Genomic DNA, 25,921 nt, shown 5'->3' with positions numbered 1-25,921 from the left:
GCTGGACGTCATGACGGACGTACGCGGCGCGCTGCTGCAGCAGATCAAGGACAAGGCCGTGGTGCACGGCAAGGTGACCCTCTCCTCGGGTCTGGAGGCCGACTACTACGTCGACCTGCGCCGCATCACCCTCGACGGCGAGGCCGCCCCGCTGGTCGGCCAGGTGCTCCTGGACCTGACGGCCGACCTGGAGTTCGACGCGGTCGGCGGCCTGACCATGGGTGCCGACCCGGTCGCGGCCGCCATGCTGCACGCCGCCGCCGCGCGCGGGAAGAAGCTGGACGCGTTCGTCGTACGCAAGGCGGCGAAGGCGCACGGCCTGCAGCGGCGGGTGGAGGGCCCGGACATCACGGGCCGGCGTGTGCTGGTCGTCGAGGACACCTCCACCACCGGCGGCTCCCCGCTCACCGCCGTTGAGGCCGTGCGGGAGGCCGGTGCCGAGGTCGTCGCCGTCGCGACCATCGTGGACCGGGCCACCGGTGCCGCCGAGAAGATCGAGGCCGGCGCGGGCGTTCCGTACCGTTTCGCCTTCTCGAAGGATGAACTGGGTCTGGACTGACGCGCCCCTTTGACCTGGACTTGACCGGAGCGCCGACCATCAGGTCAGGTCTGCGAAGATGGGGCCGACGATGACGTCGTATCCCAGGTCTAGGTCAGGGCCGTAGTACGCAGAACGCCAACCCGCACACCCAAGGAGCGGACAGATGCCCATCGCAACCCCCGAGGTCTACAACGAGATGCTCGACCGGGCGAAGGCAGGCAAGTTCGCCTACCCGGCCATCAACGTCACCTCGACCCAGACCCTGCACGCCGCCCTGCGCGGCTTCGCGGAGGCCGAGAGCGACGGCATCGTCCAGATCTCCACGGGTGGCGCCGAGTTCCTGGGCGGCCAGTACAGCAAGGACATGGTGAGCGGCGCGGTCGCGCTCGCCGAGTTCGCGCACATCGTCGCCGAGAAGTACCCGGTCAACATCGCGCTGCACACGGACCACTGCCCGAAGGACAAGCTCGACGGGTATGTACGTCCCCTGCTCGCGATCTCCGAGGAGCGCGTGAAGGCGGGCCACAACCCGCTCTTCCAGTCGCACATGTGGGACGGCTCCGCCGAGACCCTGGCCGACAACCTGGCCATCGCGCAGGAGCTGCTGGAGCAGGCCCGCCGCGCCAACATCATCCTCGAGGTGGAGATCACCCCGACCGGTGGCGAGGAGGACGGCGTCTCCCACGAGATCAACGACTCCCTGTACACCACGGTCGACGACGCGATCCGCACCGCCGAGGCCCTCGGCCTGGGCGAGAAGGGCCGCTACCTGCTGGCCGCCTCCTTCGGCAACGTCCACGGCGTGTACAAGCCGGGCAACGTCGTGCTCCGCCCCGAGCTGCTGAAGGAGCTGAACGACGGCGTCGCCGCGAAGTTCGGCAAGGCGTCCCCCTTCGACTTCGTCTTCCACGGCGGCTCCGGTTCCACCGAGCAGGAGATCCTGACCGCGCTGGAGAACGGCGTCGTGAAGATGAACCTGGACACGGACACCCAGTACGCCTTCACCCGTCCCGTCGCCGCCCACATGTTCCAGAACTACGACGGCGTTCTGAAGGTCGACGGCGAGGTCGGCGACAAGAAGGCCTACGACCCGCGCACCTGGGGCAAGCTGGCCGAGGCGTCGATGGCCGCGCGTGTCGTCGAGGCCACGAAGAACCTGCGCTCGGCGGGCAACAAGATCAAGTAACCCGCACCTGTTCGGTGGGCCCGGTGACCGTCATGGCACCGGGCCCACCGCGTTTCCCCTGCGGCTGTACGCCGGGGATTTCGGCTGTATACCTGAGGGCATGCCCGATGTCCGGCTGTCCTCGCCCCAGGGCAGGTGGATCCTGCTCACCACGGTCCTCGGCTCCACCATGGCCCTGCTGGACTCGACCGTCGTCAATGTGGCGCTGCCGCGCATCGGCCGCGACCTGGGCGCGAGCCTCACCGCGCTGCAGTGGACGGTCAACGCGTACATGGTCACGCTGGCCGGTCTGATCCTGCTGGGCGGCTCGCTGGGCGACCACTACGGCCGCCGGAAGATCTTCGTGCTGGGTGTGGTGTGGTTCGCGGCGGCGTCCCTGCTGTGCGGTATGGCGCCGAGTCCGGGGATCCTCATCGCCGCGCGGGCGTTGCAGGGCATCGGCGGCGCCCTGCTGACCCCCGGGTCGCTCGCGCTGATCCAGGCCTCCTTCCATCCCGACGACCGGGGCCGGGCGGTCGGACTGTGGTCCGGCTTCGGCGGGATCGGCGCGGCGGTCGGCCCGTTCCTGGGCGGCTGGCTGGTGGCCGGCCCCGGCTGGCGCTGGGTGTTCCTGCTGAACGTCCCGCTGGCGCTGCTGTGCGTACCGGTGGCGCTGCGGCACGTCCCGGAATCGTCCGGGGGAGGTGGTGAGCGCGCCCGCTTCGACATCCTCGGCGCGACGCTGGGCGCCCTGGCGCTGGCCCTGCTGACGTACGCGCTGATCGAGGCGAGGGAGGGCTCGCTGGCGGTGGCGCTGAGCGCGGCGGCCGGGCTGGCTGCGGCGGTGGCCTTCGTACGGGTGGAACGGCACCGCCCGGACCCCATGCTCCCGCCGGACATCTTCGCCTCGCGCCAGTTCACGGCCGTCAACCTGGTCACCCTGTGCGTGTACGCGGCGTTCGGCGGCTTCTTCTTCCTCACCGCGCTGCAGCTCCAGGTGGTGGCGGGCTACTCGCCCCTGGCGGCCGGTACGGCGTTGCTGCCGACCACGGCCCTGATGCTGCTCTTCTCCGCCCGCTCCGGAGCCCTCGCCGACCGTACGGGCCCGCGCCTGCCGCTGACCGTCGGCCCGCTGCTGTGCGCGGCGGCGATGCTCCTGATGCTGCGGGTGGGCAAGGGCGCCGACTATCTCACCGACGTGCTGCCGGCAATGCTGGTCATGGGCGCCGGCATGGTCACCCTGGTCGCCCCGCTCACGGCCACGGTCCTGGCCTCGGTGGACACCGCCCGGGCGGGCCTGGCCAGCGGCATCAACAACGCGGCGGCCCGGGCGGCGAGCCTGATCGCGGTCGCGGCCCTGCCGCTGCTGGCGAGGATGGGCCCGGAGGCGTACCGCTCCGCGTCGGCCTTCGACGCGGCGTTCGACAGGGCGATGCCCCTGTGCGCGGTGACGCTGCTGCTGGGCTCGGTTCTGGCCTTCGCTCTGGTGCGCCGCCCGGCTCCGGATTGCCGCCACCCGGAGTGCCGCACTCATGGCAGCGTGACGGCTCCGCCGTTGGAGGGGCGGGGGCGGTAGGGGCTTGGGGCGGCTTTCGTCTGCGGGTGGGTTGTGGCTGGTCGCGCGGTTTCCCGCGCCTCTGGGCTCGGTTCTGGCCTTCGCTCTGGTGCGCCGCCCGGCTCCGGATTGCCGCCACCCGGAGTGCCGCACTCATGGCAGCGTGACGGCTCCGCCGTTGGAGGGGCGGGGGCGGTAGGGGCTTGGGGCGGCTTTCGTCTGCGGGTGGGTTGTGGCTGGTCGCGCGGTTTCCCGCGCCTCTGGGCTCGGTTCTGGCCTTCGCTCTGGTGCGCCGCCCGGCTCCGGACTGCGATAGGGGCCTGGGGCGGCTTTCGTCTGCGGGTGCGTCGTGGCTGGTCGCGTGGTTCCCCGCGGCCCTGGGGAGTTGCGGCGCCGTCGGCTTCACAGCGCCACCCCTCTCGGTGCCGGCGCCCGGCGCACCGGCGCCGACCAGTACCGGCCCGCCCGCACACGGCACCGGCACAGCGCGGCGCCGAGTGAGCCAGACTGGACCCCATGACGATTCACGAGAACCTCCTCGGCGGCCCGCCCCCGACCCACCTCCCCGACGACCCGGAGCCCCGCGAACTCCTCGCGAACGGCACCGCCCCCGCGGACGTCGCCGCCAAGTACCCGACCTCCTCCCTCGCCTGGGCCCAGCTGGCCGACGAGGCGTTCGAGCGCGGCGCGGTCGTGGAGTCGTACGCCTATGCCCGTACGGGCTACCACCGCGGCCTGGACGCCCTGCGCCGAAGCGGCTGGAAGGGCCACGGCCCGGTCCCCTGGGAGCACGAGCCGAACCGCGGCTTCCTGCGCGCCCTGCACGCCCTCGCCCGCGCCGCGCAGGTGATCGGCGAGCAGGAGGAGTACGAGCGCTGCACGCAGTTCCTGCGGGACTCCTCCCCGACGGCGGCCCAGACCCTCGGCTGACCCTCCCCGGAGGGGTCGGTGTGGCCCGTCTGGCAACGGACGGGCCTTGCCGTATCCGGTGGGATTGCGGAGGATTCCGCTTGGGGACCGGGGCCCCCGTGCCGGAATCGGCAGGGGCGGACCGCTACCCGGAGTAACAACAGGAGACAGCGATGCCCCAGCAGGCTCGCCCCCTTCCCGAGGCCGCTGAGCCCGAGACCCCGCATCTCGACTTCGCCGGCACGACGCCGTACGAGGACTACGTCAAGGCGGACGTGCTGACCCATCTCCAGCACACCCTCTCCGACGACCCCGGAGAGCTGGTCTTCCTGGTGACGACCCAGGTCATGGAGTTGTGGTTCACGGTGATCGTGCACGAGTGGGAGACCGCAGCGAACGCCCTGCGCTCGGACGACATCCCGACCGCCGTCGCCGCGCTCAAGCGCTCCGTGCGGGAGCTGGAGGCCCTGAACGCCTCCTGGAAGCCGCTCGGCCAGCTGACCCCGGCCCAGTTCAACTCCTACCGCTCCGCCCTCGGCGAGGGCTCCGGCTTCCAGTCGGCGATGTACCGCCGCATGGAGTTCCTGCTCGGTGAGAAGTCCGCGTCCATGCTCGTCCCGCACCGCGGCGCCCCCCGCGCCCATGCGGAACTGGAGAAGGCGCTGCACGAGCCGAGCCTGTACGACGAGGTAGTCCACCTCCTCGCGCGCCGCGGCCACGCGATCCCCGGGTCCGTCCTGAACCGGGACGTCTCCGGGCGCTACGACGCCTGCGACGAGGTCGAGCGGGCCTGGACGGCGATCTACTCCGGTGAGCAGGACAGCGAACTCGCCCGCCTGGGCGAGGCGTTGACCGACGTGGGCGAACTGGTCTGGCGCTGGCGCAACGACCACCTGGTGGCCACCCGCCGCGCGATGGGCGCCAAGCCCGGCACGGGCGGCTCGGCCGGTGTGGCCTGGCTGGAGAAGCGCGCCCGCAAGAACGTGTTCCCGGAGCTGTGGACGGCGAGGTCCCATGTCTGAACTGGCCCTGGAGGCAGAGAAGTCGGACGCGGCGGACGAGCTGGCGCCGCTGCGTTCCCGTTTCGTCCTGGACACTGTGTCCGATCATGCGGCTGACGCCGCGGGGATCTACCTGGACGGCAACTCGCTCGGCGCGCTCCCGGCCCATGTGCCCGACCGCGTGGCCGACGTGGTCCGCCGCCAGTGGGGCGAACTGCGCATCCGCTCCTGGGACGAGAGCGGCTGGTGGACCGCGCCCGAGCGGATCGGCGACCGGATCGCCCCGCTGGTCGGCGCGGCGGCCGGCCAGATCGTCGTGGGCGACTCCACAAGTGTCAACGTTTTCAAGGCACTTGTGGCAGCGGTACGGATGTCGGACGAGGCCCGGACCGAGATCCTGGTGGATGCGACGACCTTCCCCACGGACGGCTACATCGCCGAGTCGGCGGCCCGTCTGACCGGCCGCACCCTGCGCGCGCTGACCCCGTCCGAGGTCCCCGCAGCCCTGAGCGGCCGCACGGCCGCGGTGCTGCTGAACCACGTCGACTACCGCACCGGCCGGCTGCACGACCTGCCGTCCCTGACGGCCGCGATCCACGAGGCCGGAGCCGTGTCCGTCTGGGACCTGTGCCACAGCGCGGGTGCGCTGCCGGTGGACCTGGACGAGCACGGCGTCGACCTGGCGGTCGGCTGCACCTACAAGTACCTGAACGGGGGCCCGGGTTCACCGGCGTACCTGTACGTCCGCAGCGCGTTGCAGGACCGCTTCGACTCCCCCCTGCCCGGCTGGAACTCGCACACCGACCCCTTCGGCATGAGCCCGTCGTACACCCCGGCGCCGGGCGCCCTGCGCGGCCGCGTGGGCACCCCGGACATCCTCTCCATGCTGGCCCTGGAGGCGGCCCTGGAGGTCTGGGACGGCGTCCCGGTCTCCGCCGTCCGCGCCAAGTCCCTCGCCCTGACGGACTTCTTCCTGCGCTGCGTGCGGGCGTACACCGAGCCGGGGCGCGTCGAGTCCGTGACTCCGGAACGCCACGAGGAACGCGGCAGCCAGGTCGCCCTGCGCTGTCCGGACGCCGGTGAGGTGATGGAACGCCTGATCAGCCGAGGCGTCGTCGGTGACTTCCGGCACCCCGACGTCCTCCGCTTCGGCTTCACCCCGCTGTACGTGACCTTCGCGGAGACCGAACGAGCGGCCCGGATCCTGAGCGAGGAACTGGCTTAGAACCGGCTCAGGGGAAGCGAGCAACCGGCGTAGGGAAGGGGAGGGGCCCGGCGGACACCCCGGGCCCCTCCCGCACAGAACCGTTTATCCCTGACCCGGCGTCACATCCCCATGCCCTGGCCTGTCACCGGCCTGATACCGTCCCGCCAACGGCGAATTCCCCACCTGGTCCGCCACATCCCAAACACGTTCCATCGCTGAGAGGTTGGAGCATGCCGGACGACGCCGCAGCAGCCCGCGCCGCCGCCGAAGAGGAGTCGGCCTTCGCGCACCCCCCGGTGGACCCCGACTTCACCTCCGCCTACGGCGACCACCCCGACCAGGTGATCGACTTCTACGCCCCCCGCACCGCCCCGGACTCCCTCGTTCCCCTGGTGGTGGTCCTGCACGGTGGCGCCTGGCGCGCCCGCTACGACCGCCGCCACATCACCCCCTTCGCGGACTATCTGGCCCGCAGGGGCTTCGCGGTGGCCAACATGGAGTACCGCCGCGGCGGCGACCCCCTGATCCCGCAGCAGAAGCAGGGGGGTGGCGCGGGCGAAACGCCCCCTCCGGCCGGCCGCTGGCCCGACACCTTCGACGACATCGCGGCCGCCCTGGACGCGCTGCCCGCCCTCGTACGCGAGGCGCTCCCGCAGGCCGACCCGCGCCGAACCGTCCTCACCGGCCACTCCGCCGGCGGCCACCTGGCCCTGTGGGCCGCGGCCCGCCACGTCCTGCCTCCGGACTCCCCCTGGCGCACCGGCAACCCGGCCGTCCTGCGCGGCGTCGTCGCCCTCGCTCCGATCGCGGACTTCGAGGTGGCGGAGAAGCTGGACGTCTGCGGTAACGCGAGCCTGCAGCTCCTCGGCGGCCACGACACCTTCGCCGAGCGCCGCCCCTACGCCGACCCCGTCCTCCTCCTCCCGACGGGCATCGCGACGACCCTCGTCCAGGGGCGCACGGACCTGGTGGTGCCGCAGGCGGTGGCCGAGTCCTACGCGGACGCGGCGGCGAAGGCGGGCGAGGTGGTGGGCCTGACCCTGCTCGAGGACGTCGGCCACTTCCCCCTCATCGACCCGGCGGCGGACGCCTGCGCGGTGGTGGCAGAGGAAATCGCCCAACTGGCCTGGTGAGGGGCCTGGCGTCCTCCCGTGACGACGGCAAGAGGGCCCGTGCGGGCAGGTCCCGGTGATACCCGTAATACCTGAGAGCTACCCCGCAGGACAGCTCCCTGGCGGGACGCGGACGACACGCCCCGATCCGTAACTTCCTTGTCAGACAAGCCCGATGGCCGGGCGATCTGAAAGGAAGCCGACCATGGGGCACCCGCACACGCCGACGTCCGCACCCGCCTCCTCCACGGACCCGCAGCCGACGACGAAACGGTCACGGGTGGCGCGGGGCGTGAGGGCCGTGCGGGTGGCACGGGTGCCACGCGTGGCACATGTGGCACGGGCGGCGCGGGTGGGCAAACGAATCCCACCGAAGCCACCTCACACCCGCACCCAAAGGTGGCGCCGCACCCTCCTCGCCACCCTCCTCACCGCAGCCATCGCCGCCCCCCTCTCCGGCGCCGCCCGCCCCCAGATCCCCGCCCCCGCCCCCGCCACGCTCCCCTCACTCACAGCCACCACCCTGCACACCGCCTACGAGGCCAACCGAGCCAACGCCACCCGCGCCGCCGACATGGCCGCCGCGCACGGCGACCCCCATCGCGCCGCCGCCGACCGCACCCTCGCCGCGCCCGCCCGCCACCTCCTCACCTTCGACGGCCGAGGCGCCGGCCAGGCCACGGAAGTCCTCGGCGACCTCGCCCACGCCGACCACATCGCGGTCCTGGTCCCCGGTTCGGACACCTCCCTGGACACCTACCCCCGCTTCCACAAAGCCGCAGCCGCCCTGTACACGGACCTCGTCCACCGCGCCCCCCACGGCACCACCGTCGCCGTCATCGCCTGGCTCGGCTACGAGACCCCGGCCACCGTCAGCACCGCGGTCACCACGACCACCCGCGCCGACGAAGCCGCTCCCCACCTGCGCACCTTCATACGCAGCCTGCGCACCGCCACCCCGCCGCAGGCGCACATCTCCCTGCTCTGCCACTCCTACGGCACGGTCGTCTGCGGCCGGGCCGCCCCCGGCCTGGACGTCGACGACATCGCCCTGGTCGGCAGCCCCGGCACCGGCGCGGACTCCGTCGCGGCCCTGCACGCCAACGCCCGTATCTGGGCGGCCCGCGGCGGCGACGACTGGATCCGGCACGTCCCGCACACCAGCGCCCAGCTCTTCGGCACCACCATCGGCTTCGGCGCCGACCCGGTCTCCCGCGCCTTCGGCGCCCGGGTCTTCGACGCGGCCGACTCCGACCACAGCGGCTACTTCACCCCGGGCTCGGCCTCCCTCGCCAACCTGGCCCGGATCACCCTCGGCGAGACCTCGGAGGTGACCCGTGCCTGAGCAGACAGCAAGCGTCCACCGTACCCCGCATCGCGCCGCCCGTCCCACCGTCGGCACCCCCACCGCGACCGGCACCCCGCGTCGCACGCGCACCCCCTTCCACCCCGCCACCGCACTCCACGCCCTGCGCCGAGCCGCCCACCAGGTCGACACCGCCACCCCCGCATCCCGGGACCGCGCGATCGACGCCCTCCGCGCCCTCGCGATCCTCGGTGTCGTCCTCGGCCACTGGCTGGTGACGGCGCTGGTCGCGCAGGACGGCGGTCTGCACACGGCGAGCCCGCTGCAGCACATGCCGTGGCTGGCCCCGGTCTCCTGGCTCTTCCAGACACTGGCCGTGTTCTTCCTGGTGGGCGGCCAGGTGGCGACGCACAGCCTGGCCTCGGCAGATGCCAGAGGCGACAGCTACGCCTCCTGGTTGCGCGCTCGTCTGACCCGCCTGCTGCGCCCGGTGGCCGCACTGCTCGGCCTGTGGTCGGTGACGGCCGCGGCCCTCCTCCTCACCGGCGCACCCCTGTCCACGGTCCACACGCTGCTGAAGCTGGCGCTGTCCCCGCTGTGGTTCCTGCTGGTCTTCGCCGCGCTCACGGCCGCCACCCCGCTCGTCGCACGGCTGAACCCCCTCTGGCCGCTCGCCGTCGTCCTGCACGTGGACGTCCTCCGCTTCGGCCTGCACCTCGGCCCGTCCTGGCTCGGCTGGGTGAACCTGGCGGCGGGCTGGCTGGTCCCGTACACCCTGGGCGCGGCCTGGGCCCGGGGCGAGCTGCACAGCCGCCGCTCGGCCTGGGTCCTGCTGCTCGGCGGTACGGCGGCCACGGCCCTGCTGATCACCTGCGCCGGCTACCCGGCGTCCATGGTCGGCGTCCCCGGCGCGACGATCTCCAACCTCAACCCCCCGACCCTGGCGGCCGTCACCTTCGGCCTGGCCCAGTGCGGCCTCGCCCTGCTGCTCCGCGACCGCCTGCGCCGCGCCATGGCCCGGCCCCTGGCCTGGGCGGTGACGGCCTTCGTCAACCTCTCCGCGATGACCATCTTCCTCTGGCACCAGACGGCCATGATGGCCACGACGGCCACCGGCCTCCTGGCCGGCCGGCTGCCCGGCCTGCACACCTCACCGGACTCCGTCGCCTGGGTGGCGTCCCGGCTGCCCTGGATACCGGTCTTCGCATTGGCCCTGTCCCTGTGCTGGACTGCCTTCCGGCACCACGAGCAGGGCCCCGCCCGGCTCCGTAACCGCGCCTCGCACGTGGTCCGCCGCCATGTGCCCGCAGCGAGGTCCTCACGCCATGCCTAGAGTTACGTCCGTGATGTCCGCGGATCCCGAGAACCCGACCGGTCATTCCGGCGACGCCGGGCGCGCGATCTCACCCGCCTCCCGGACCCTGTCCGAGCCGGAGGCCGAGGCCGAGCCCGGCCCCGCCACCCGGTCCCGAGCCACCCGCCTCGGTGCCTGGCTCGGCGAGAACCCCTCCCCTCAGTCGCCCCCCTTCTCGAAGTACCGCTGGCTGCGTCTCCTCACGTACACGCTCGTCATCTACGTGTCCCTCGGCATCGTCCTGGCCGGTGCCGACGAGCTGCGGGAAAGCTACGGCTTCAGCCTCCCGCTCGCCCTCGTGAGCACGTTCCTGCAGGCCACCGCCGTGGTCCTGGCGCTGTGGCGTCCGGTCCCCGCCTGGGCCCTGTCCCTGTCCGCCGCCGTCTTCACCGCACTGCTGGCCCGCCCGAACCTCGCCGCTCTGTCGCTCCCGAGCCCCAACTGGCCCTGGACCACGCCCGTTCTGCTCGCCCACATGGCCGTGTTCCTGCTCCTCGCCCTGCGGGTGCGCCCTCGCGGCACCGTCGCGGCGTTCGGCGCGACCGCCCTGGTGACCTTTGTCGTCGAGGGCGGCATCGGAGCGCAGAGGTACTCCGCGACGGGGCCCGTCGCCCTCACCGTGTTCGCCGTGGCCGCCGTCATCGGCGTCGCCCTGCGCAGCCGCAGCGTGGCTCGTCGCGAACTGGTCCAGCAGACGACGATCACTGCGGAGGAGCGGGCCCGGCGCACCCTGCTGGAGGAGCGCAGCCGTATCGCCCGGGAGCTGCACGACGTGGTCGCCCACCACATGTCGGTGATCTCCATCCAGGCCCAGGTGGCGCCCCATCTGGTGGAGAACCCCTCCGAGGAGCTGAAGGAGAACCTGGCGGGCATCCGCAACAACGCGCTGGAGGCCCTGACCGAGCTGCGCCGTGTGCTCGGTGTGCTGCGTTCCGAGAACCCGGACGAACCGGAGGCCGTCGAGGATCCTTCCCGGCTGCCCGCGCCCGGCACCGGCCCGGCCCCCGACGCCCCGCAGCCGAACCTCGCCCGGCTGGACTCCCTGCTGGAGAACACCAGGGCGGCCGGCGTGGACGTGGTGAAGGCCGAGGAGGGGGACGCCCGCGGCTACTCGCCCGGCGTGGAGCTGTCCGCGTACCGGATCGTCCAGGAAGCCCTGAGCAATGTCCTGCGGCACGCCCCGGGAGCCAAGGTCCACGTGGACATCGCCCACTTCCCGAACGGCATATACCTGAGCATCTCCAATTCCCGGCCCAGCCGCCCGGTCCCGCCCTCCCCGGGCAGCGGTCACGGCCTGCTGGGCATGCGGGAGCGCGCGGCGATGCTGGGCGGGCAGGTCGAGGCGAAACCGACCCGGGACGGCGGCTTCGTGGTGGCGGCGTTCCTCCCCCGAGGAGGCGCCCTGGAACCGACGGATCCCACACCCCCCGCGCTGCCCTGATCTCCTCGCCCCTTTCGCCCTCTCGCCCCCGATCCGCAAGCCCCGAGCCCCGAGCCCCGACAGGAGAACAGGCCCCATGACGAGCGGTGCCGGCACCATCCGCGTACTGATCGCCGACGACCAGCAGATGGTCCGGCAGGGCTTCACCGTGCTGCTCAACACCCAGCCCGGCATCGAGGTGATCGGGCAGGCGGTGGACGGTCTGGACGCGATCGCCCAGACCGCCGAGCTGATGCCGGACGTGGTGCTGATGGACATCCGCATGCCCGAACTCGGCGGCATCGAGGCGACCCGCCGGATCACCGTCGACCATCCCGTCGTCAAGGTGCTGGTGCTGACCACGTTCGACCTGGACGAGTACGTGTACGAGGCGCTGCGGGCCGGGGCCTCCGGCTTTCTGCTCAAGGATGCCTCCGCGGAGAAGCTGGCCGAGGCGGTACGGGTCGTGGCCGCGGGCGACGCCCTGCTCGCGCCCGGCATCACCCGCCGCCTCATCGCCGAGTTCTCCCGTCTGGACGGCAGAGGCCGGGCCCCGCTCAAGCAGCGCGTCGGCGACCTCACCGAACGGGAGACGGAGGTGCTGGCGCTGATCGCGCAGGGCCTGTCGAACGCGGAGATCGCCGACCGGCTGGTCGTGGCCGAGCAGACCGTGAAGACACACGTGGGCCGGATCCTGGTGAAGCTGGGCCTCAGGGACCGCACCCAGGCGGCGGTCTTCGCCTATGAGTCCGGCCTGGTCCGCCCGGGCGGCCGCTGACCTCCCCGCTGAGCCGGGACCCCTGCGGGGCGACCCGTAGTACCTGAGAGGGACCCTGCAGGACCCCCCTGCAAGGGGACGACCGCGACCCCCGACCCCGCCTACCGTGTGCTGCGTGACCCAGACGACGCACACGCAGACGACACCGCCGGACTCGTCCGGCCGGCCGCGCAGCCCGGAGTTCCGGCTCGCCGCGGACGCCCTGCGCGGCCTGCGGCAGGACCTGTTCCAGGACGCCTTCGCCTACCGCCCGCTGCCCCTGATGGCCACGGACGGCCCGCTCGCCCGCCGACTGCCGGGCCGCCTGAGGGAGTACGCCGGCTGGGCCCCGCACATGACGGTGGCGGCGGCGGGCGGGTTCGCGGCGCTGGTCGGCCTGTCGAACAGCATGCCGGGGCCCAGGGCCCTGATCCCCGCGCTGCTGGCGCTGATCCCGGTGCTGCTGACCCTGGTGCGTCCGACAGGGGCGCTCTGGCTGTCCTTCGTGGCGACCACGGTCACGGCGATCAACGGCAGCGGCTGGGACGACTGGCCGTGGGTGCAGAGCAGCTTCATCTCCCACCTGGTGGTGCTCACCGTCGTGGCGGTCCGCACCCGCCCGCGCACGGCGGGCTGGATGTGGCTGCTGACCGCGGTGTACGGCTTCTTCGCCACGACCCTGCGCTCGGGGTACTACGGCACCGACACCGGCCCGATGCTGTTCCTGTCCGCGCTGGTCCTGCTGGTCGTCACGGTCTGGCACATACGCCGGGAGGCCCAGCAGGAGGTGACCGCCCAGCAGACGGTGACCGCGCACGAACGTTCCCGCCGCACCCTGCTGGAGGAGCGCACGACGATCGCCCGCGAGCTGCACGACGTGGTCGCCCATCACATGTCGGTGGTCGCCATCCAGGCGGAGGCCGCGCCCTACCGGGTGGAGAATCCGCCCAAGGAGCTGGAGAAGGCGTTCGTCACCATCCGGGAGAACGCGGTGGCGGCCCTCACCGAGCTGCGCCGGGTCCTCGGGGTGGTGCGCGCGGAGGACTACGAGGCGCCGGACGCCCCGCAGCCGACCCTGGCCGATCTGGACGGTCTGCTCGCCAATGTGCGCGAGGCGGGCCTCACGGTGGAGAAGGCCGTGACCGGCGCGGCGCGCGAACTGCCGCCGGGGGTGGAGCTGTCGGCGTACCGAATAGTCCAGGAGGCCCTCAGCAACACCCTGCGGCACGCGCCGGGAGCGAGCGCCCGTGTGGAGATCGGCTATGTCCTGGGCGGCCTGGGCCTGCGCATAATCAACGGCCCGCCGCCCGCCCCGCACCTCATCAAGCCCTCACCGGGCGCCGGGCACGGCATCACGGGCATGCGGGAGCGGGTCTCGATGCTGAACGGCGAGATGACGACGGGCCCGACGGAGGACGGTGGCTACGAGCTGACGGTATTCCTTCCCGTACCGGCCGCCACGGTGATCGAAGGGAACGCATGACCATCCGCGTACTGATCGCGGACGACCAGATGATGGTCCGCGAGGGCTTCTCGGTCCTGCTGAACGCGATGCCGGACATCGAGGTCGTCGGCGAGGCCGTCAACGGAAGGGAGGCGGTGGAGCGGGTCCGTGCACTCGCCCCGGACGTCGTCCTGATGGACATCCGGATGCCGGAGCTGAACGGCATCGACGCGACCCGCGAGATCGTGGCGGCGGACACGGCGGCGAAGGTGCTGGTCCTGACGACCTTCGACCTGGACGAGTATGTGTACCAGGCGCTGCGGGCGGGAGCCTCGGGCTTCCTCCTGAAGGATGCCTCGGCACGTCAGCTGGCCGACGGCGTCAGGGTGGTGGCCTCGGGCGAGGCCCTGTTGGCCCCTTCGGTCACCAAGCGTCTGATCACGGAGTTCTCCCGCCTGGCGGAGCCCCCGCGGCTGATGCCGTCGGCCCATGCGTCCTACGGCGAGCTGACGGAACGGGAGACGGAGGTGCTGATCCTGATCGCCCAGGGCCTGTCGAACGCGGAGATCGCCGAGCGGCTGGTGGTGGCGGAGTCGACGATCAAGACCCATGTGAGCCGGATCCTGGTGAAGCTGGGCCTCAGAGACCGCACCCAGGCGGCGGTGTTCGCCTACGAGGCCCGCCTGGTGACACCGGGCTAGGCAGGAGTGGACGAGGAATGACCAGGGATCTGGAGCTGCTGCCGCACGTCGGCGCGGGGCCGTTCCGGCTCGGTATGTCGGTCGGCGAGGCGCACGGTGCGGTGCGGGAGTGGGGGCTGCTGCGGATCGTCGCGGGCGATGAGGCGCCGGGGCAGATCGCTCTCACGCACGACGAGTCCCGGCTGGACATCGTGCTCGGATTCACGAGGGGCGCGCTGAGCGGTGTGGAGCTGTTCCGGTTCCAGCGCGAGGACGCCGGTATACGGGTGCTGTTCGACGGGCTCGATGTCTTCCGCACCCCGAGCGAGGACCTCCTCGCACGGCTCGCGGAGCGCGGCCACGGCATCGAGGAGAACGACCTCGGCTTCGACGCCCTGCCGGAGCTGAAGGTGATTCTCGCGAGCCAGAGCAGCCATGAGCACCCGGTGGACGAGGAGGGGGACCCGCTCTACTACGACTACGTCCTGCTCGCGGACTGGATCTGACCGCCGAGCGGACCAACCCTGGTCAGGCGCCCGTCCGGCAGGCTAGCGTCCGCACATGGCTGGCTCCACCGACCCGACCTTCGACCCCTGGGACCCGGCGTTCCTCGCCGACCCGTACCCGGCCTACGCCGAGCTGCGGGCGCGGGGCAGGGTGATCCGGTATGAGGCGACCGACCAGTGGCTGGTCCCGCACCACGCGGACGTCTCGGCGCTGCTGCGGGACCGCCGGCTGGGGCGGACGTACCAACACCGGTTCACCCACGAGGAGTTCGGGCGTGCGGCACCCCCGGCGGAGCACGAGCCGTTCCATACGCTCAACGACCACGGGATGCTCGACCTGGAGCCGCCGGACCACACCCGGATCCGGCGCCTGGTGTCGAAGGCGTTCACCCCGCGCACGGTGGAGCGGCTGCAGCCGTATGTGCAGGGCCTGGCGAGCGACCTGGTGGCGGCGCTCGTCCGCGACGGTGGCGGTGATCTGCTGAGGGACGTCGCGGAGCCGCTGCCCGTCGCGGTGATCGCCGAGATGCTCGGTATCCCGGAGGCGGACCGCGCCCGGCTCCGTCCCTGGTCGGCGGAGATCTGCGGGATGTACGAGCTGAATCCGTCCGAGGAGACGGCCGCGAAGGCGGTGCGGGCGTCGGTGGAGTTCTCGGAGTATCTGCGGGAGCTGATCGCCGCGCGCCGCAAGGAGCCGGGCGAGGACCTGATCTCCGGGCTGATCGCGGCGCATGACGAGGACGACCGGCTGACCGAGCAGGAGATGATCTCCACGGCGGTGCTGCTGCTCAACGCGGGGCACGAGGCCACGGTCAACGCCACGGTGAACGGCTGGTGGGCGTTGTTCCGCAACCCCGGTCGGCTGGCCGCCCTGCGCGCCGACCACTCGCTCGTCCCGTCGGCGATCGAGGAGCTGATGCGGTACGACACCCCGCTCCAGCTCTTCGAGCGCTGGGTGCTCGATGACATCGAGATCGACGGCACGACGATCCCGAGGGGCTCGGAGATCGCCCTGCTCTTCGGTTCCGCCAATCACGACCCCGAGGTCTTCGACCGGCCCGAGCGACTGGACCTGACCCGTAAGGACAACCCGCACATCTCCTTCAGCGCGGGCATCCACTACTGCATCGGCGCGCCCTTGGCCCGTATCGAGCTGGCGGCCTCCATGACGGCCCTCCTCCGGCAGGCCCCGACGCTGACGCTGGCGGCGGAGCCGGAGCGCAAGCCGAACTTCGTGATCCGGGGGCTGGAGGGGTTGCGCGTGGAGGTGGGGTGATCACCGCTCGGCAGGACGACGACCTAGCTGTCGTGCCTCAGCCGGCCAGGTCCCGCCTGCGCAGCCCCGCGAGCCCCGCGACCACCAGCGCGACCGCCAGCCCCAGCAGGACCAGTACCGGCCCCCACTCCATCCCCCCGCCCGGCAGCTTGGGCAGGTGTCCGAACGGGGAGAGGTCCAGCACCGCCCGGGGGACGTTCAGGGCCGGGCCGATCCAGCCGATCAGCAGGACCGCGCCGGCCACGCCCCACGCCGCCACGGCCCCCTGCGGCAGTACGCCGAGCAGCAGGACAGCGACCGCGCCGATCACCCACACGGCGGCGACCTGGAGCAGGCACGCGCCCAGCACCGGCCCGATTCGCCTGCCGTAGCCGACGGCGAAGCCCAGCCCGGCCAGCAGCATGATCAGGGCCGAGCCGCCGAAGGAGATCAGCAGATGCCCGGCGGCCCAGCGCAGTCGGCCCACGGCGGCGGCCAGCACCGGCTCGGCCCGCCCGGAGGTCTCCTCGCCGCTCAGCCGGAGCACGGAGGACACGACGTAGAGCGCGGCGACCAGGCCGAGCATGCCGATCATCGCGGCGAGGAAGGCGTCCGTCAGGCCCGAGTGGCCACCCATCCGCTGGAAGATCTCCCGCGCCCTGGCGTTGTCACCGACGAGTCTCGCCGCGCCGTCCGTCATCCCGCCGTAGACGACTCCGGCGACGAAGAAGCCGGTCGACCAGCCGAGCACGCTGCCCCGCTGCAACCGCCAGGCCAGCGCGCCCGCCGTGCCCAGGCGGCCGTGTGCCGGTCCCGGCCGGGTCGGCAGAAAGCTCATGCCGATGTCCCGGCGCCCCGCCAACTCGTAGGCCACCCACCCCTGAAGGGCGACGGCCGCCGCGAACAGCGCCGGCACCCACCAGCGTTCGGCCGCGAAGGCACGCACGTTCTCCAGCCAGCCCAGCGGGGACAGCCAGGTCAGCACCGACGAACCGTCGTTCGTGGCCGAGTCGCCCGCCGCGCGCAGGACGAAGGCCGCGCCGAGCACCGCCGCCGTGAGTCCCCGGGTCAGCCGGGCGCTCTCCGTCAGCTGGGCGGCGATCGCCGCCGTCGCGGCGAAGACCATGCCCGTGCCCGCGACGCCGAGCCCGAAGGCCAGCGCGCCGGCCGCGCCCTGCCCGGCCAGCCCCGCCACGATCAGGACGCACAGGGCCGCGTCGGCGACCGCCGCCGCCAGCAGCGCGGCCGTGAGCGGGGCGCGGCGTCCCACCATCCCGGAGGACACCAGTTCCTGCCGGCCGCTCTCCTCCTCGTCCCGGGTGTGCCGGACGACGACGAGCAGGCTCATCACGGCGGCGAGCGCGGCGGCGTACACCCCGACCCGCCAGGCCGTCAGCGCGCCGAGGGAGTCGCCGAAGACCGGGCCGACCAGGGCGCGCAGGGAGGTGTTGGTGGCCATCTGGTGCAGCAGGCCGGCGCGCTGGGCGGGGGTGCCGTAGAGGGTCTTCAGGGTGTTCGGCATGGAGAGGACCATCAGCGCGTTCACCGTGACCCACACCGGGATCAGTACGCGGTCGCGGCGCAGGGCGAACCTGAGCAGGGTCCATGTGCCCGCCAGTGGGGAGGTCATACGGCCGCCTCCTGCGTGTAGTGCCGCAGGAACAGCTCCTCCAGCGTCGGCGGTGTCGAGGTCAGCGAGCGCACTCCGGATTCGGTCAACGAGCGCAGCACGGCGTCGAGTCGGTCCGTGTCCACCTGGAGCCGGACCCGGTGGCCCTGTACGTCGAGGTCGTGCACGCCCGGCAGGCGGGCCAACCCGTTGGGCGGGCCGGCGAGTTCGGCACGCACGCTGGTGCGGGTCAGATGCCGCAGGTCGGCCAGTGACCCGCTCTCCACCGTCCGCCCCGTGCGGATGATGGTGACCCGGTCGCAGAGTTCCTCGACCTCGCTCAGGATGTGCGAGGAGAGCAGGACCGTGCGGCCGTGGTCGCGCTCCTCCTCGACGCAGGCCTGGAAGACCTCCTCCATCAGCGGGTCCAGGCCCGAGGTCGGCTCGTCCAGGATGAGCAGGTCCACGTCCGAGGCGAAGGCGGCGACCAGCGCGACCTTCTGCCGGTTGCCCTTGGAGTAGGTGCGGCCCTTCTTGGTCGGGTCCAGCTCGAACCGCTCGATCAGCTCGGCCCGGCGCCGCATGTCGAGGCCTCCGCGCAGTCGGCCGTAGAGGTCGATGACCTCGCCGCCGGAGAGGTTGCGCCACAGGGTGACGTCGCCCGGCACATAGGCGATCCTGCGGTGCACCTCCACCGCGTCCCGCCACGGGTCGTGGCCCAGCACCTGGGCGGCGCCCGCGTCGGCGCGCAGCAGTCCGAGCAGCACCCGGATCGTGGTCGACTTGCCGGCGCCGTTGGGGCCGAGGAAGCCGTGCACCTCACCTGCCTCGACGTCCAGGTCGAGGCCGTCCAGCGCGTGCGTACGGCCGAAGGACTTGTGGAGTCCGGCGACCGTGATTGCCTTCGTCATGCTTCCGAACGTACGCTTCGTTCAGAAATTTGTGAAGTTAAGGAAGTGAGTGAACCTCGGATAGGGTGAACGGCATGACGGAGTCGAGGGCAGACAGGGACCCGGAGTCGGTCTCACGGTTCGTGGAGCACTTCGCGGCTCAGCTCGTCCAGGCCGGGATGGCGCGCATGCCCTCCCGGGTCTTCGCCGCCCTCCTCGCCTCCGACACCGGCGCCCTGACCTCGGCCGACCTGAGCGAACAGCTGCGGATCAGCCCCGCGGGCGTCTCCGGCGCCGTGCGCTACCTCGCGCAGGTCCACATGGTGTCGCGGGAGCGGGAGCCCGGCTCGCGCCGCGAGCGGTACCGGGTGCACAGCGACCAGTGGTACGAGGCGCTCACCAACCGCGAGGCCGTCATCAAGCGCTGGGAGGAGGCCCTGCGGGAAGGCGTGGCCAGCCTGGGCGCCGACACACCGGCCGGGCGCAGACTGGCCGAGACCCTGGACTTCTTCGAGTTCATCGAGAAGGACGTGGCCGAGATGATGGAGCGCTGGCGCGTTTATCGGGAGCAGAAGTACCAGCACCCCTAGGGCGGGGCCGTGTCTGATGTGCGGCTACCGCCGCGTGGGCGCGACCAGCCACGACGGCGCGGCGGACGAACGGCGGCGCTACCTCTCCTTGGTCTCCTCCAGCACCGTCCGCCCCAGCAACGCGTACCGCTCGGGAGCCCACCGCTTGAGGTACTGCGCGTAACCCACCCCCGTGGCCGCGACCAGCGCCACCAGCCAAGGCGTCGCCTTGAGCAGGAGTGACCCGGACTCCGGCCCCGCCGCCGCGGTCATGTTGGACACCAGCAGCACCACCACCCCCAGCATCGCGATCCCCCCGACGAGCGGAGCGGCGAACGTGCGGAACCAGTGGCGGCTCTCGGGGTGGTGCCGGCGGAAGTAGACGAGGACCGCGAAGGAGCACACGGCCTGCACGATCAGGATCGCCATCGTGCCGAGGATGGCCAGCAGGACGTAGAGCGCGTTGTACGGATCCTTGCCCGCGATCCAGAACGCGGCGATCAGGACGGCGCTCACCACCGTCTGCACCAGCCCTGCGATGTGCGGGGAGCCGTGCCGCGCGTGGGTGCGGCCGACCGTGTTCTTCAGCGAGGGCAGCACGCCCTCCCGCCCGAGGGCGTACAGATAGCGGGCGGCGCAGTTGTGGAAGGCCATGCCGCAGGCCAGCGAGCCGGTGATCATCAGCCACTGCATGACGTCGACGGCCCAGTGGCCGACATAGCGCTCGGTGGGGTTGAAGAACAACGCGAGCGGGTTCGCCGAGGAGGCCGCCTTGACGGCCTCGGCCTCGCCGTTGCCGGAGATGGCCATCCAGGAGACGAAGACGTAGAAGACGCCGACGCCCAGGACGCTGATCATCGTCGCCTTGGGAATGATCCTCTTCGGGTCGCGGGACTCCTCGCCGTACATCGCGGTCGACTCGAAGCCGACCCAGGACCAGAAGGCGAAGAAGAGCCCGAGCCCGGCGGATGTGCCCTTGAAGGCGTTGACCGGGTCGACCGGCGCGAGGCTGAACCCGTGCGGGCCGCCGCCGTGGAGGGCGACGGACACCGCCATGGCCGCGAGCACGGTCACCTCGGTCGCCAGCAGCACCACCAGCAGCTTCTCGGCGACGCTGATGCCGAACCAGGTGCCGGTCGCGTTGATCGCGAGCATCAGGATCGCGAAGGCCCACCAGGGCACGTGCACGCCCGTCTGGTCCTTCAGGGTGGTCGTGGCGAAGGTGGAGAAGATGCCGATCAGCGCCGGTTCGAAGACGACGTACGCGAAGGTCGCCAGCAGCCCGGAGGCGAGACCGGCGGTGCGGCCGAGGCCGTACGAGATGAATCCGTAGAACGCGCCCGTGGACGTGATGTGCTTCGCCATCGAGGTGAAACCGACGGAAAAGATTGCCAGGACGACCATTGCCACGAGATAACTGGCGGGCGCCCCGATCCCGTTGCCGGACGACACCATGAAGGGCACGTTGCCGGTCATCGCGGTGATCGGCGCGGCGGTCGCGACCGCCATGAAGACCACGCCGAGCAGGCCCACGGCATTGGGTTTCAGCCGGTGAACCGTCTCATCGCCATCCGTCTTCGCCGCCGGGGCGACGCCCTCGTCCACTGCCATCGGGTGGCCCCCTCCGTGTCAGGTCGGTGAGTCCTGCTGGGTCCTGATGGAGCAGGATGGTGGACGACACGGGGGTGCGGGAAGGGGTCGGCACTGTTAAATATTTGTCACCAGACCTTTAGGGGTGCTGTGCGGGCCGTCGTACGGCTCATGACGCGGCGGGCAGGGTGAGCCCCCAGGCCCCCTCCACCACCCGCCAGGTACGCCGCCGTACCGGCCCCGACACGGCCGCGTCCGCCCGGTACCGGAAGTCCGCGCCGGTCACCGTCACCGTCCGCCCGGACGTCCGTAGCGCGGTCGCCTCCGCCCCCACCGACAGCGGCCGCACCTCCACCCGCGCCAGCCCGCCCGTGCCCGGCGCCACCGACACCGCCTCCACCGGCTGGCCCAGGTCCACCACGGTCCGACCGTCGACCTCGACCCGCAGCCGGGACGGCCCCGGCGCCGGTACGGCGGACAGCCGGGGCGGGCGGGGGGCGAGGGTGCGGGCCAGCGAGCGGTACCAGGGCCGCCCCGAGGCCGCGGCCACCGGTACGGCGGCAGCCGCCCTGACCGGCTCCGGCGGAATGCCCAGCCCGCTCAGCACGACCCCGTCACTGTCGTCGACCAGCAGGTCCAGGCGCCGCTCGGCCCCGTCCAGCACGGCCCGCGCCGCCGCCACCGCCCCGCCCGGCACACCCAGCGACTCGGCGAGCCCGGTGCCGCCCACCGGGACCACCGACAGCGCGCATCCGTCCAGCTCCCGCGCCCGGTGCAGCAGGGTCACGGCCCGCACCAGAGCGCGGTCGTCACCGACCACCACCGGCCTCCTGGAACCCCGTCGGCCCAGTGCGCGGGCGAATTCCTCCGGCCCCTCCGGCAGGCACACCTTGGCCGCCGCACCCGCGCTGAGCACGTCTTTCGCGATGCGTACGGACTCCCCGTCCGTCTGCCGGGCCGCCGGATCGATGATCACCAGCAGCTGTTCGGACGTCGCGAAAGTCGCCACCTCGGTCCTGCCTCGCTTCCTCGGGTAGCATCTTTGTGCAAGAGCCCCTTGCGCTATTGCGCCAGGGGCTTCGTCTATTCCGGGGCATCCGGTCCGACGGTTGTGCGACCAACGGCGGTCGCTGTGGCACGCGGCGGTGAACCTTACGCCCAAGCCCCCGACCTTGGACATGCCCCGCCCGGAAGGGGTGTACGCGCGTGCCCGCACTTGTGCTGCTCGGTGCTCAGTGGGGTGACGAAGGCAAGGGAAAGGCGACCGACCTGCTCGGTGGCTCGGTGGACTATGTAGTGCGATACCAGGGCGGCAACAACGCCGGCCACACGGTCGTCGTGGGCGACCAGAAGTACGCACTCCACCTGCTCCCTTCCGGAATCCTCTCACCTACTTGTGTCCCGGTCATCGGCAACGGCGTCGTCGTCGACCCGTCGGTCCTGCTCTCCGAGCTGAGCGGTCTGAACGAGCGCGGCGTTGACACGTCCAAGCTCCTGATCAGCGGTAACGCGCACATCATCACGCCGTACAACGTGACCGTCGACAAGGTGACGGAACGCTTCCTCGGCAAGCGCAAGATCGGCACCACCGGTCGGGGCATCGGCCCGACCTACGCCGACAAGATCAACCGCGTCGGCATCCGGGTCCAGGACCTGTACGACGAGTCGATCCTGACCCAGAAGGTCGAGGCGGCCCTCGACGTCAAGAACCAGATCCTCACCAAGCTGTACAACCGGCGCGCGATCGCCGTGGACCAGGTGGTCGAGGAGCTGCTGGGCTACGCCGAGCAGATCAAGCCGTACGTCGCCGACACCGTGCTGATCCTGAACCAGGCGCTGGAGCAGGAGAAGGTCGTCCTCTTCGAGGGCGGCCAGGGCACGCTGCTGGACATCGACCACGGCACGTACCCGTTCGTGACCTCGTCGAACCCGACCGCCGGCGGTGCCTGCACCGGCGCCGGCGTGGGCCCGACGAAGATCAGCCGGGTCATCGGCATCCTCAAGGCGTACACGACCCGGGTCGGCGCCGGCCCCTTCCCCACCGAACTCTTCGACGAGGACGGCGAGGCGCTGCGCCGCATCGGCGGCGAGCGGGGCGTGACCACCGGCCGTGACCGGCGCTGCGGCTGGTTCGACGCGGTGATCGCCCGCTACGCGACCCGCGTGAACGGCCTGACCGACTTCTTCCTCACCAAGCTGGACGTGCTGACCGGCTGGGAGCAGATCCCGGTCTGTGTGGCGTACGAGATCGACGGCAAGCGCGTCGAGGAACTGCCGTACTCCCAGACCGACTTCCACCACGCGAAGCCGGTCTACGAGACCCTGCCGGGCTGGAACGAGGACATCACGAAGGCCAAGTCCTTCTCCGACCTCCCCAAGAACGCCCAGAACTACGTCAAGGCGCTGGAGGAGATGTCCGGCGCCCCGATCTCCGCGATCGGCGTGGGCCCGGGCCGGGACGAGACGATCGAGATCAACTCGTTCCTGTAGGCACCACCTGGCCAGACGGCGTGCGGAAGCGCCCGCCGGTCCGCCTTCGGGCGTGATCGGCGGGCGTTTCGCCGTAGTGGGTGGACGGCACGGACTGCGGCCTGCGGCGGCTGTGACAGGCGACAACCGGTCCTGGCGCTATGGCGGTTAACGCCTGGTGAAATCGCCCGAGACTGGTCATGGACATGAACTTCCTTGACCTTCCCTTGGGTTTTTCCTGGTTCCCAGCGAACCAGAGTGAGACAAGCATCTACGCGGGTAGCCGCCGCACGGCACACGCACTGAACCCCTCACTCCAGCCCTTCCAGGAGCCCCGAATGCCCCTCAGTCCCATGAACCGCCGGGAGTTCGTGAAGAAGTCGGCCGTCACCGGGGCGGCCGTCGCCGCCGCGGGAACCGTCGCGGCGGCCCCCGCCCAGGCGGCCGAGCAGAAGCGGCACTGTCCCCCGCGCACCTGGTCGTTCTCCATCCTCGGCACGACCGACCTGCACAGCCACGTCTTCGACTGGGACTACTACAAGGACGCCGCCTACACCGACAAGGCGGGCAACTCGGTGGGCGTGGCGCGCGTGGCCACCCTCATCAAGCAGCAGCGCGAGGCGAAGGGCGAGGACCACGTCCTCCTCGTCGACGCCGGCGACATCATCCAGGGCACCTCCCTCGCCTACTACTTCGCGCGCGTCGCCCCGATCACCGGCACCGACGGCAAGCACGGCCCCAAGCACCCGATGGCCGTGGCCATGAACCACATGCGCTACGACGCCGCCGCCCTCGGCAACCACGAGTTCAACTACGGCATCGACACGCTGCGCAAGTTCGAGAGCCAGTGCCACTTCCCGCTGCTCGGCGCGAACGCGCTGGACGCCAAGACGCTGCGCCCCGCCTTCCACCCGTACACCGTCAAGCGGATCCGGGTCCCCGGCGCCCCCGACATCAAGGTCGGCATCCTGGGCCTCACCAACCCGGGTATCGCCCTGTGGGACAAGGACAACGTCAGCGGGAAGATGGTCTTCCCCGGCCTGGTGGAGCAGGCGAAGAAGTACGTGCCGAGGCTGCGCGCGCTGGGCTGCGACGTCGTCTTCCTGACGGACCACTCGGGCCTGGACGGCTCCTCGTCCTACGGCGACGCACTCCCGTACGTGGAGAACGCCTCGAACCTGGTCGCCGAGCAGGTGCCCGGCATCGACGCGATCCTGGTCGGCCACACCCACGTCGAGGTCCCCTCCTACACGGTCAAGAACGCGGAGACCGGCGAAGAGGTCCTCCTCTCCGAGCCGTACTGCTGGGGCTTCCGCCTCAGCGTCTTCGACTTCGAACTCGAACTGCACCACGGGCAGTGGAAGGTGACGAGCAAGAAGGCGCAGACCCTCAACCCCAACACGGTGGACGAGGACCCGGAGATCAAGAAGCTCCTGGAGGCCGACCACGAGCTGGTCGTGAAGTACGTGAACACGGCCGTCGGCACCTGCACGGCGGACCTCTCGGCGGCGGAGTCCTGCTGGAAGGACGTGCCGATCATGGACTTCATCCACAAGGTGCAGATGGAGAGCGTGAAGGCGGGCCTGTCGACGGCCGACGCCGCCCTCCCGCTGATCTCGGTCGCGGCGCCCTTCTCCCGCACGGCCGACATCCCCCAGGGCAACGTCACCATCAAGGACATCGCCGGCCTCTACATCTACGACAACACCCTGTACGGCAAGAAGCTCACGGGCGCCCAGCTCAAGGACTACCTGGAGTACGCGGCGAAGTACTACCACCAGGTGCCGGCCGGCACGAAGGTCGACACGGCGACCCTCACCAACGCCAACAGCTTCTGGGACTACATGTACGACACGGCGGCGGGCGTCGACTACGAGATCGACATCGCTCAGCCGGAGGGCTCCCGGATCAAGAACCTCAGCTACGGCGGCAAGGCGATCGCCGACGACCAGGTCTTCGTCGTGGCCGTCAACAACTACCGCGCGAACGGCGGTTCCGGCTATCCGCACATCGCCTCGGCGCCGAACGCGTACAGCTCGACCAACGAGATCCGCCAGCTGATGATCGACTACGTCACGGCGAAGAAGACGCTGAACCCGGCGGACTTCGCGGTCACCAACTGGAAGCTCACGCAGAACGGCACGCCGGTCTTCTGACCCTCAGGGCGCCCGGCGGGTGGCGCCGAAGTGTGTCTCGTGCGACCAGACATGGTGGCACGCCGGACACTGCAGGTGCAGCAGGCTGCCGGTGTTGGACAGCAGGTAGCGCCACCCGCGCCGGTCGTCGCAGTCCGGGCAGTCCACTCCCCAGGCGCGCCGTCCCGTGTCGGCCTGCGGATCAAGCGGCAGCATCGCCGGGTCCCGGCTGCAGCACACCGGCCGCCACCAGCTCGTCGTAGATGCGCTGCTGCTCCGCGTCCAGGCCGGAGTACAGCAGCGCATGTGCCTCCTGCTCCCCGCGGAGCGCCGCCGCGGGATCCCAGTCGGGGCCCACGGCGGCCATGACGTGGGTGCGCCGGAGCATCTCGTGTGCGCTGAGGTCGACGGTGAAGTCGAAGGCGGAGTCGTCGGGGGACATACCAC

The 25,921-nt window shown here is 71.3% G+C and carries 24 protein-coding genes; 18 read left to right on the top strand and 6 right to left on the bottom strand.

Annotation, left to right across the window (positions count from 1 at the left end):
- Positions 1-10 precede the first annotated feature (10 nt).
- The 15 genes from pyrE (at position 11) to AB0L75_RS04900 (ending at position 16,233) form a co-directional block, all read left to right on the top strand.
- Positions 11-559 carry an orotate phosphoribosyltransferase gene (pyrE, locus tag AB0L75_RS04970; RefSeq protein WP_365175406.1) on the top strand — a complete coding sequence of 183 codons (549 nt, stop codon included), beginning with the start codon at positions 11-13 and terminating at the stop codon, positions 557-559.
- A gap of 145 nt (positions 560-704) precedes the next feature.
- Complete coding sequence (gene fbaA / locus AB0L75_RS04965) at positions 705-1,727, top strand: class II fructose-bisphosphate aldolase (RefSeq protein WP_365175404.1); 1,023 nt, start codon at positions 705-707, stop codon at positions 1,725-1,727.
- A gap of 100 nt (positions 1,728-1,827) precedes the next feature.
- Positions 1,828-3,282 carry an MFS transporter gene (locus AB0L75_RS04960; protein WP_365175402.1) on the top strand — a complete coding sequence of 485 codons (1,455 nt, stop codon included), beginning with the start codon at positions 1,828-1,830 and terminating at the stop codon, positions 3,280-3,282.
- Between the two features lie 495 nt (positions 3,283-3,777).
- On the top strand, positions 3,778-4,191 hold the full coding sequence (locus AB0L75_RS04955; protein WP_365175400.1) for a DUF3151 domain-containing protein: 414 nt from the start codon (positions 3,778-3,780) through the stop codon (positions 4,189-4,191).
- Between the two features lie 152 nt (positions 4,192-4,343).
- Positions 4,344-5,192 carry a tryptophan 2,3-dioxygenase family protein gene (locus tag AB0L75_RS04950; protein WP_365175398.1) on the top strand — a complete coding sequence of 283 codons (849 nt, stop codon included), beginning with the start codon at positions 4,344-4,346 and terminating at the stop codon, positions 5,190-5,192.
- Positions 5,185-6,396, top strand: a complete 1,212-nt coding sequence (gene kynU / locus AB0L75_RS04945; RefSeq protein ID WP_365175396.1) for a kynureninase — start codon at positions 5,185-5,187, stop codon at positions 6,394-6,396. The genes AB0L75_RS04950 and kynU overlap by 8 nt, the downstream gene beginning before the upstream one ends.
- 212 nt (positions 6,397-6,608) lie before the next feature.
- Positions 6,609-7,511: an alpha/beta hydrolase gene (locus AB0L75_RS04940; RefSeq protein ID WP_365175395.1), complete on the top strand. Its 903-nt coding sequence runs from the start codon at positions 6,609-6,611 to the stop codon at positions 7,509-7,511.
- Positions 7,512-7,854: 343 nt separating this feature from the next.
- Positions 7,855-8,835 (top strand): alpha/beta hydrolase, encoded by a 981-nt coding sequence (locus AB0L75_RS04935; RefSeq protein ID WP_365176458.1) that lies wholly within the window; start codon positions 7,855-7,857, stop codon positions 8,833-8,835.
- 124 nt (positions 8,836-8,959) lie between these two features.
- Positions 8,960-10,129, top strand: a complete 1,170-nt coding sequence (locus AB0L75_RS04930) for an acyltransferase (protein WP_365176456.1) — start codon at positions 8,960-8,962, stop codon at positions 10,127-10,129.
- Positions 10,130-10,142: 13 nt separating this feature from the next.
- Complete coding sequence (locus tag AB0L75_RS04925; RefSeq protein ID WP_365175393.1) at positions 10,143-11,591, top strand: histidine kinase; 1,449 nt, start codon at positions 10,143-10,145, stop codon at positions 11,589-11,591.
- A 76-nt stretch (positions 11,592-11,667) separates the two neighbouring features.
- Positions 11,668-12,348 carry a response regulator transcription factor gene (locus tag AB0L75_RS04920; protein ID WP_365175391.1) on the top strand — a complete coding sequence of 227 codons (681 nt, stop codon included), beginning with the start codon at positions 11,668-11,670 and terminating at the stop codon, positions 12,346-12,348.
- A 115-nt stretch (positions 12,349-12,463) separates the two neighbouring features.
- Positions 12,464-13,810: a histidine kinase gene (locus tag AB0L75_RS04915; RefSeq protein WP_365175389.1), complete on the top strand. Its 1,347-nt coding sequence runs from the start codon at positions 12,464-12,466 to the stop codon at positions 13,808-13,810.
- Entirely contained in the window at positions 13,807-14,472 is a 666-nt protein-coding gene (locus AB0L75_RS04910) for a response regulator transcription factor (protein WP_365175387.1), read from the top strand. The genes AB0L75_RS04915 and AB0L75_RS04910 overlap by 4 nt, the downstream gene beginning before the upstream one ends.
- A gap of 17 nt (positions 14,473-14,489) precedes the next feature.
- Positions 14,490-14,957 (top strand): hypothetical protein, encoded by a 468-nt coding sequence (locus tag AB0L75_RS04905; RefSeq protein ID WP_365175385.1) that lies wholly within the window; start codon positions 14,490-14,492, stop codon positions 14,955-14,957.
- A 55-nt stretch (positions 14,958-15,012) separates the two neighbouring features.
- Positions 15,013-16,233: a cytochrome P450 gene (locus AB0L75_RS04900; protein ID WP_365175383.1), complete on the top strand. Its 1,221-nt coding sequence runs from the start codon at positions 15,013-15,015 to the stop codon at positions 16,231-16,233.
- A 37-nt stretch (positions 16,234-16,270) separates the two neighbouring features.
- Here the strand turns inward: AB0L75_RS04900 and AB0L75_RS04895 are convergent, their stop codons facing one another.
- Positions 16,271-17,842 (bottom strand): ABC transporter permease, encoded by a 1,572-nt coding sequence (locus AB0L75_RS04895; RefSeq protein ID WP_365175381.1) that lies wholly within the window; start codon positions 17,840-17,842, stop codon positions 16,271-16,273.
- Positions 17,839-18,732, bottom strand: a complete 894-nt coding sequence (locus AB0L75_RS04890) for an ABC transporter ATP-binding protein (RefSeq protein ID WP_365175379.1) — start codon at positions 18,730-18,732, stop codon at positions 17,839-17,841. Before AB0L75_RS04890 ends, AB0L75_RS04895 begins: the two co-directional genes overlap by 4 nt.
- Before the next feature lie 74 nt (positions 18,733-18,806).
- On the opposite strand from AB0L75_RS04890, the gene AB0L75_RS04885 reads away from it, so the two are divergent.
- Complete coding sequence (locus AB0L75_RS04885; protein WP_365175377.1) at positions 18,807-19,301, top strand: MarR family transcriptional regulator; 495 nt, start codon at positions 18,807-18,809, stop codon at positions 19,299-19,301.
- A gap of 78 nt (positions 19,302-19,379) precedes the next feature.
- Here the strand turns inward: AB0L75_RS04885 and AB0L75_RS04880 are convergent, their stop codons facing one another.
- Positions 19,380-20,891, bottom strand: coding sequence for an APC family permease (locus AB0L75_RS04880; RefSeq protein ID WP_365175375.1), 1,512 nt, complete (start codon positions 20,889-20,891; stop codon positions 19,380-19,382).
- Between the two features lie 148 nt (positions 20,892-21,039).
- Positions 21,040-21,879, bottom strand: coding sequence for a diacylglycerol kinase (locus AB0L75_RS04875; RefSeq protein ID WP_365175373.1), 840 nt, complete (start codon positions 21,877-21,879; stop codon positions 21,040-21,042).
- A gap of 197 nt (positions 21,880-22,076) precedes the next feature.
- Here AB0L75_RS04875 and AB0L75_RS04870 point away from each other — a divergent pair, with 197 nt between their 5' ends.
- Entirely contained in the window at positions 22,077-23,360 is a 1,284-nt protein-coding gene (locus tag AB0L75_RS04870; RefSeq protein ID WP_365175371.1) for an adenylosuccinate synthase, read from the top strand.
- A gap of 317 nt (positions 23,361-23,677) precedes the next feature.
- Positions 23,678-25,495 (top strand): 5'-nucleotidase C-terminal domain-containing protein, encoded by a 1,818-nt coding sequence (locus tag AB0L75_RS04865; RefSeq protein WP_365175369.1) that lies wholly within the window; start codon positions 23,678-23,680, stop codon positions 25,493-25,495.
- Between the two features lie 3 nt (positions 25,496-25,498).
- Here AB0L75_RS04865 and AB0L75_RS04860 read toward each other — a convergent pair whose 3' ends face one another.
- Both AB0L75_RS04860 and AB0L75_RS04855 read right to left on the bottom strand, forming a co-directional pair.
- On the bottom strand, positions 25,499-25,690 hold the full coding sequence (locus AB0L75_RS04860; protein ID WP_365175367.1) for a hypothetical protein: 192 nt from the start codon (positions 25,688-25,690) through the stop codon (positions 25,499-25,501).
- Entirely contained in the window at positions 25,677-25,916 is a 240-nt protein-coding gene (locus AB0L75_RS04855) for a DUF6400 family protein (RefSeq protein WP_365175362.1), read from the bottom strand. Before AB0L75_RS04855 ends, AB0L75_RS04860 begins: the two co-directional genes overlap by 14 nt.
- Positions 25,917-25,921 lie beyond the last annotated feature (5 nt).

Source organism: Streptomyces sp. NPDC052101 (genome assembly GCF_040680235.1).
In the GTDB taxonomy this organism is placed as follows: Bacteria; Actinomycetota; Actinomycetes; order Streptomycetales; family Streptomycetaceae; genus Streptomyces.
Note: the sequence above shows the minus strand (reverse complement) of the source record. Positions and strands in the feature narration are given on the sequence as shown.

Coding starts and splice junctions, on each gene's coding strand:
- pyrE (WP_365175406.1), top strand. CDS start 11: ATGACGGACGTACGCGGCGCGCTGCTGCAGCAGATCAAGGACAAGGCC.
- fbaA (WP_365175404.1), top strand. CDS start 705: ATGCCCATCGCAACCCCCGAGGTCTACAACGAGATGCTCGACCGGGCG.
- AB0L75_RS04960 (WP_365175402.1), top strand. CDS start 1,828: ATGCCCGATGTCCGGCTGTCCTCGCCCCAGGGCAGGTGGATCCTGCTC.
- AB0L75_RS04955 (WP_365175400.1), top strand. CDS start 3,778: ATGACGATTCACGAGAACCTCCTCGGCGGCCCGCCCCCGACCCACCTC.
- AB0L75_RS04950 (WP_365175398.1), top strand. CDS start 4,344: ATGCCCCAGCAGGCTCGCCCCCTTCCCGAGGCCGCTGAGCCCGAGACC.
- kynU (WP_365175396.1), top strand. CDS start 5,185: ATGTCTGAACTGGCCCTGGAGGCAGAGAAGTCGGACGCGGCGGACGAG.
- AB0L75_RS04940 (WP_365175395.1), top strand. CDS start 6,609: ATGCCGGACGACGCCGCAGCAGCCCGCGCCGCCGCCGAAGAGGAGTCG.
- AB0L75_RS04925 (WP_365175393.1), top strand. CDS start 10,143: ATGTCCGCGGATCCCGAGAACCCGACCGGTCATTCCGGCGACGCCGGG.
- AB0L75_RS04920 (WP_365175391.1), top strand. CDS start 11,668: ATGACGAGCGGTGCCGGCACCATCCGCGTACTGATCGCCGACGACCAG.
- AB0L75_RS04910 (WP_365175387.1), top strand. CDS start 13,807: ATGACCATCCGCGTACTGATCGCGGACGACCAGATGATGGTCCGCGAG.
- AB0L75_RS04905 (WP_365175385.1), top strand. CDS start 14,490: ATGACCAGGGATCTGGAGCTGCTGCCGCACGTCGGCGCGGGGCCGTTC.
- AB0L75_RS04900 (WP_365175383.1), top strand. CDS start 15,013: ATGGCTGGCTCCACCGACCCGACCTTCGACCCCTGGGACCCGGCGTTC.
- AB0L75_RS04895 (WP_365175381.1), bottom strand. CDS start 17,842: ATGACCTCCCCACTGGCGGGCACATGGACCCTGCTCAGGTTCGCCCTG.
- AB0L75_RS04890 (WP_365175379.1), bottom strand. CDS start 18,732: ATGACGAAGGCAATCACGGTCGCCGGACTCCACAAGTCCTTCGGCCGT.
- AB0L75_RS04885 (WP_365175377.1), top strand. CDS start 18,807: ATGACGGAGTCGAGGGCAGACAGGGACCCGGAGTCGGTCTCACGGTTC.
- AB0L75_RS04880 (WP_365175375.1), bottom strand. CDS start 20,891: ATGGCAGTGGACGAGGGCGTCGCCCCGGCGGCGAAGACGGATGGCGAT.
- AB0L75_RS04865 (WP_365175369.1), top strand. CDS start 23,678: ATGCCCCTCAGTCCCATGAACCGCCGGGAGTTCGTGAAGAAGTCGGCC.
- AB0L75_RS04860 (WP_365175367.1), bottom strand. CDS start 25,690: ATGCTGCCGCTTGATCCGCAGGCCGACACGGGACGGCGCGCCTGGGGA.
- AB0L75_RS04855 (WP_365175362.1), bottom strand. CDS start 25,916: ATGTCCCCCGACGACTCCGCCTTCGACTTCACCGTCGACCTCAGCGCA.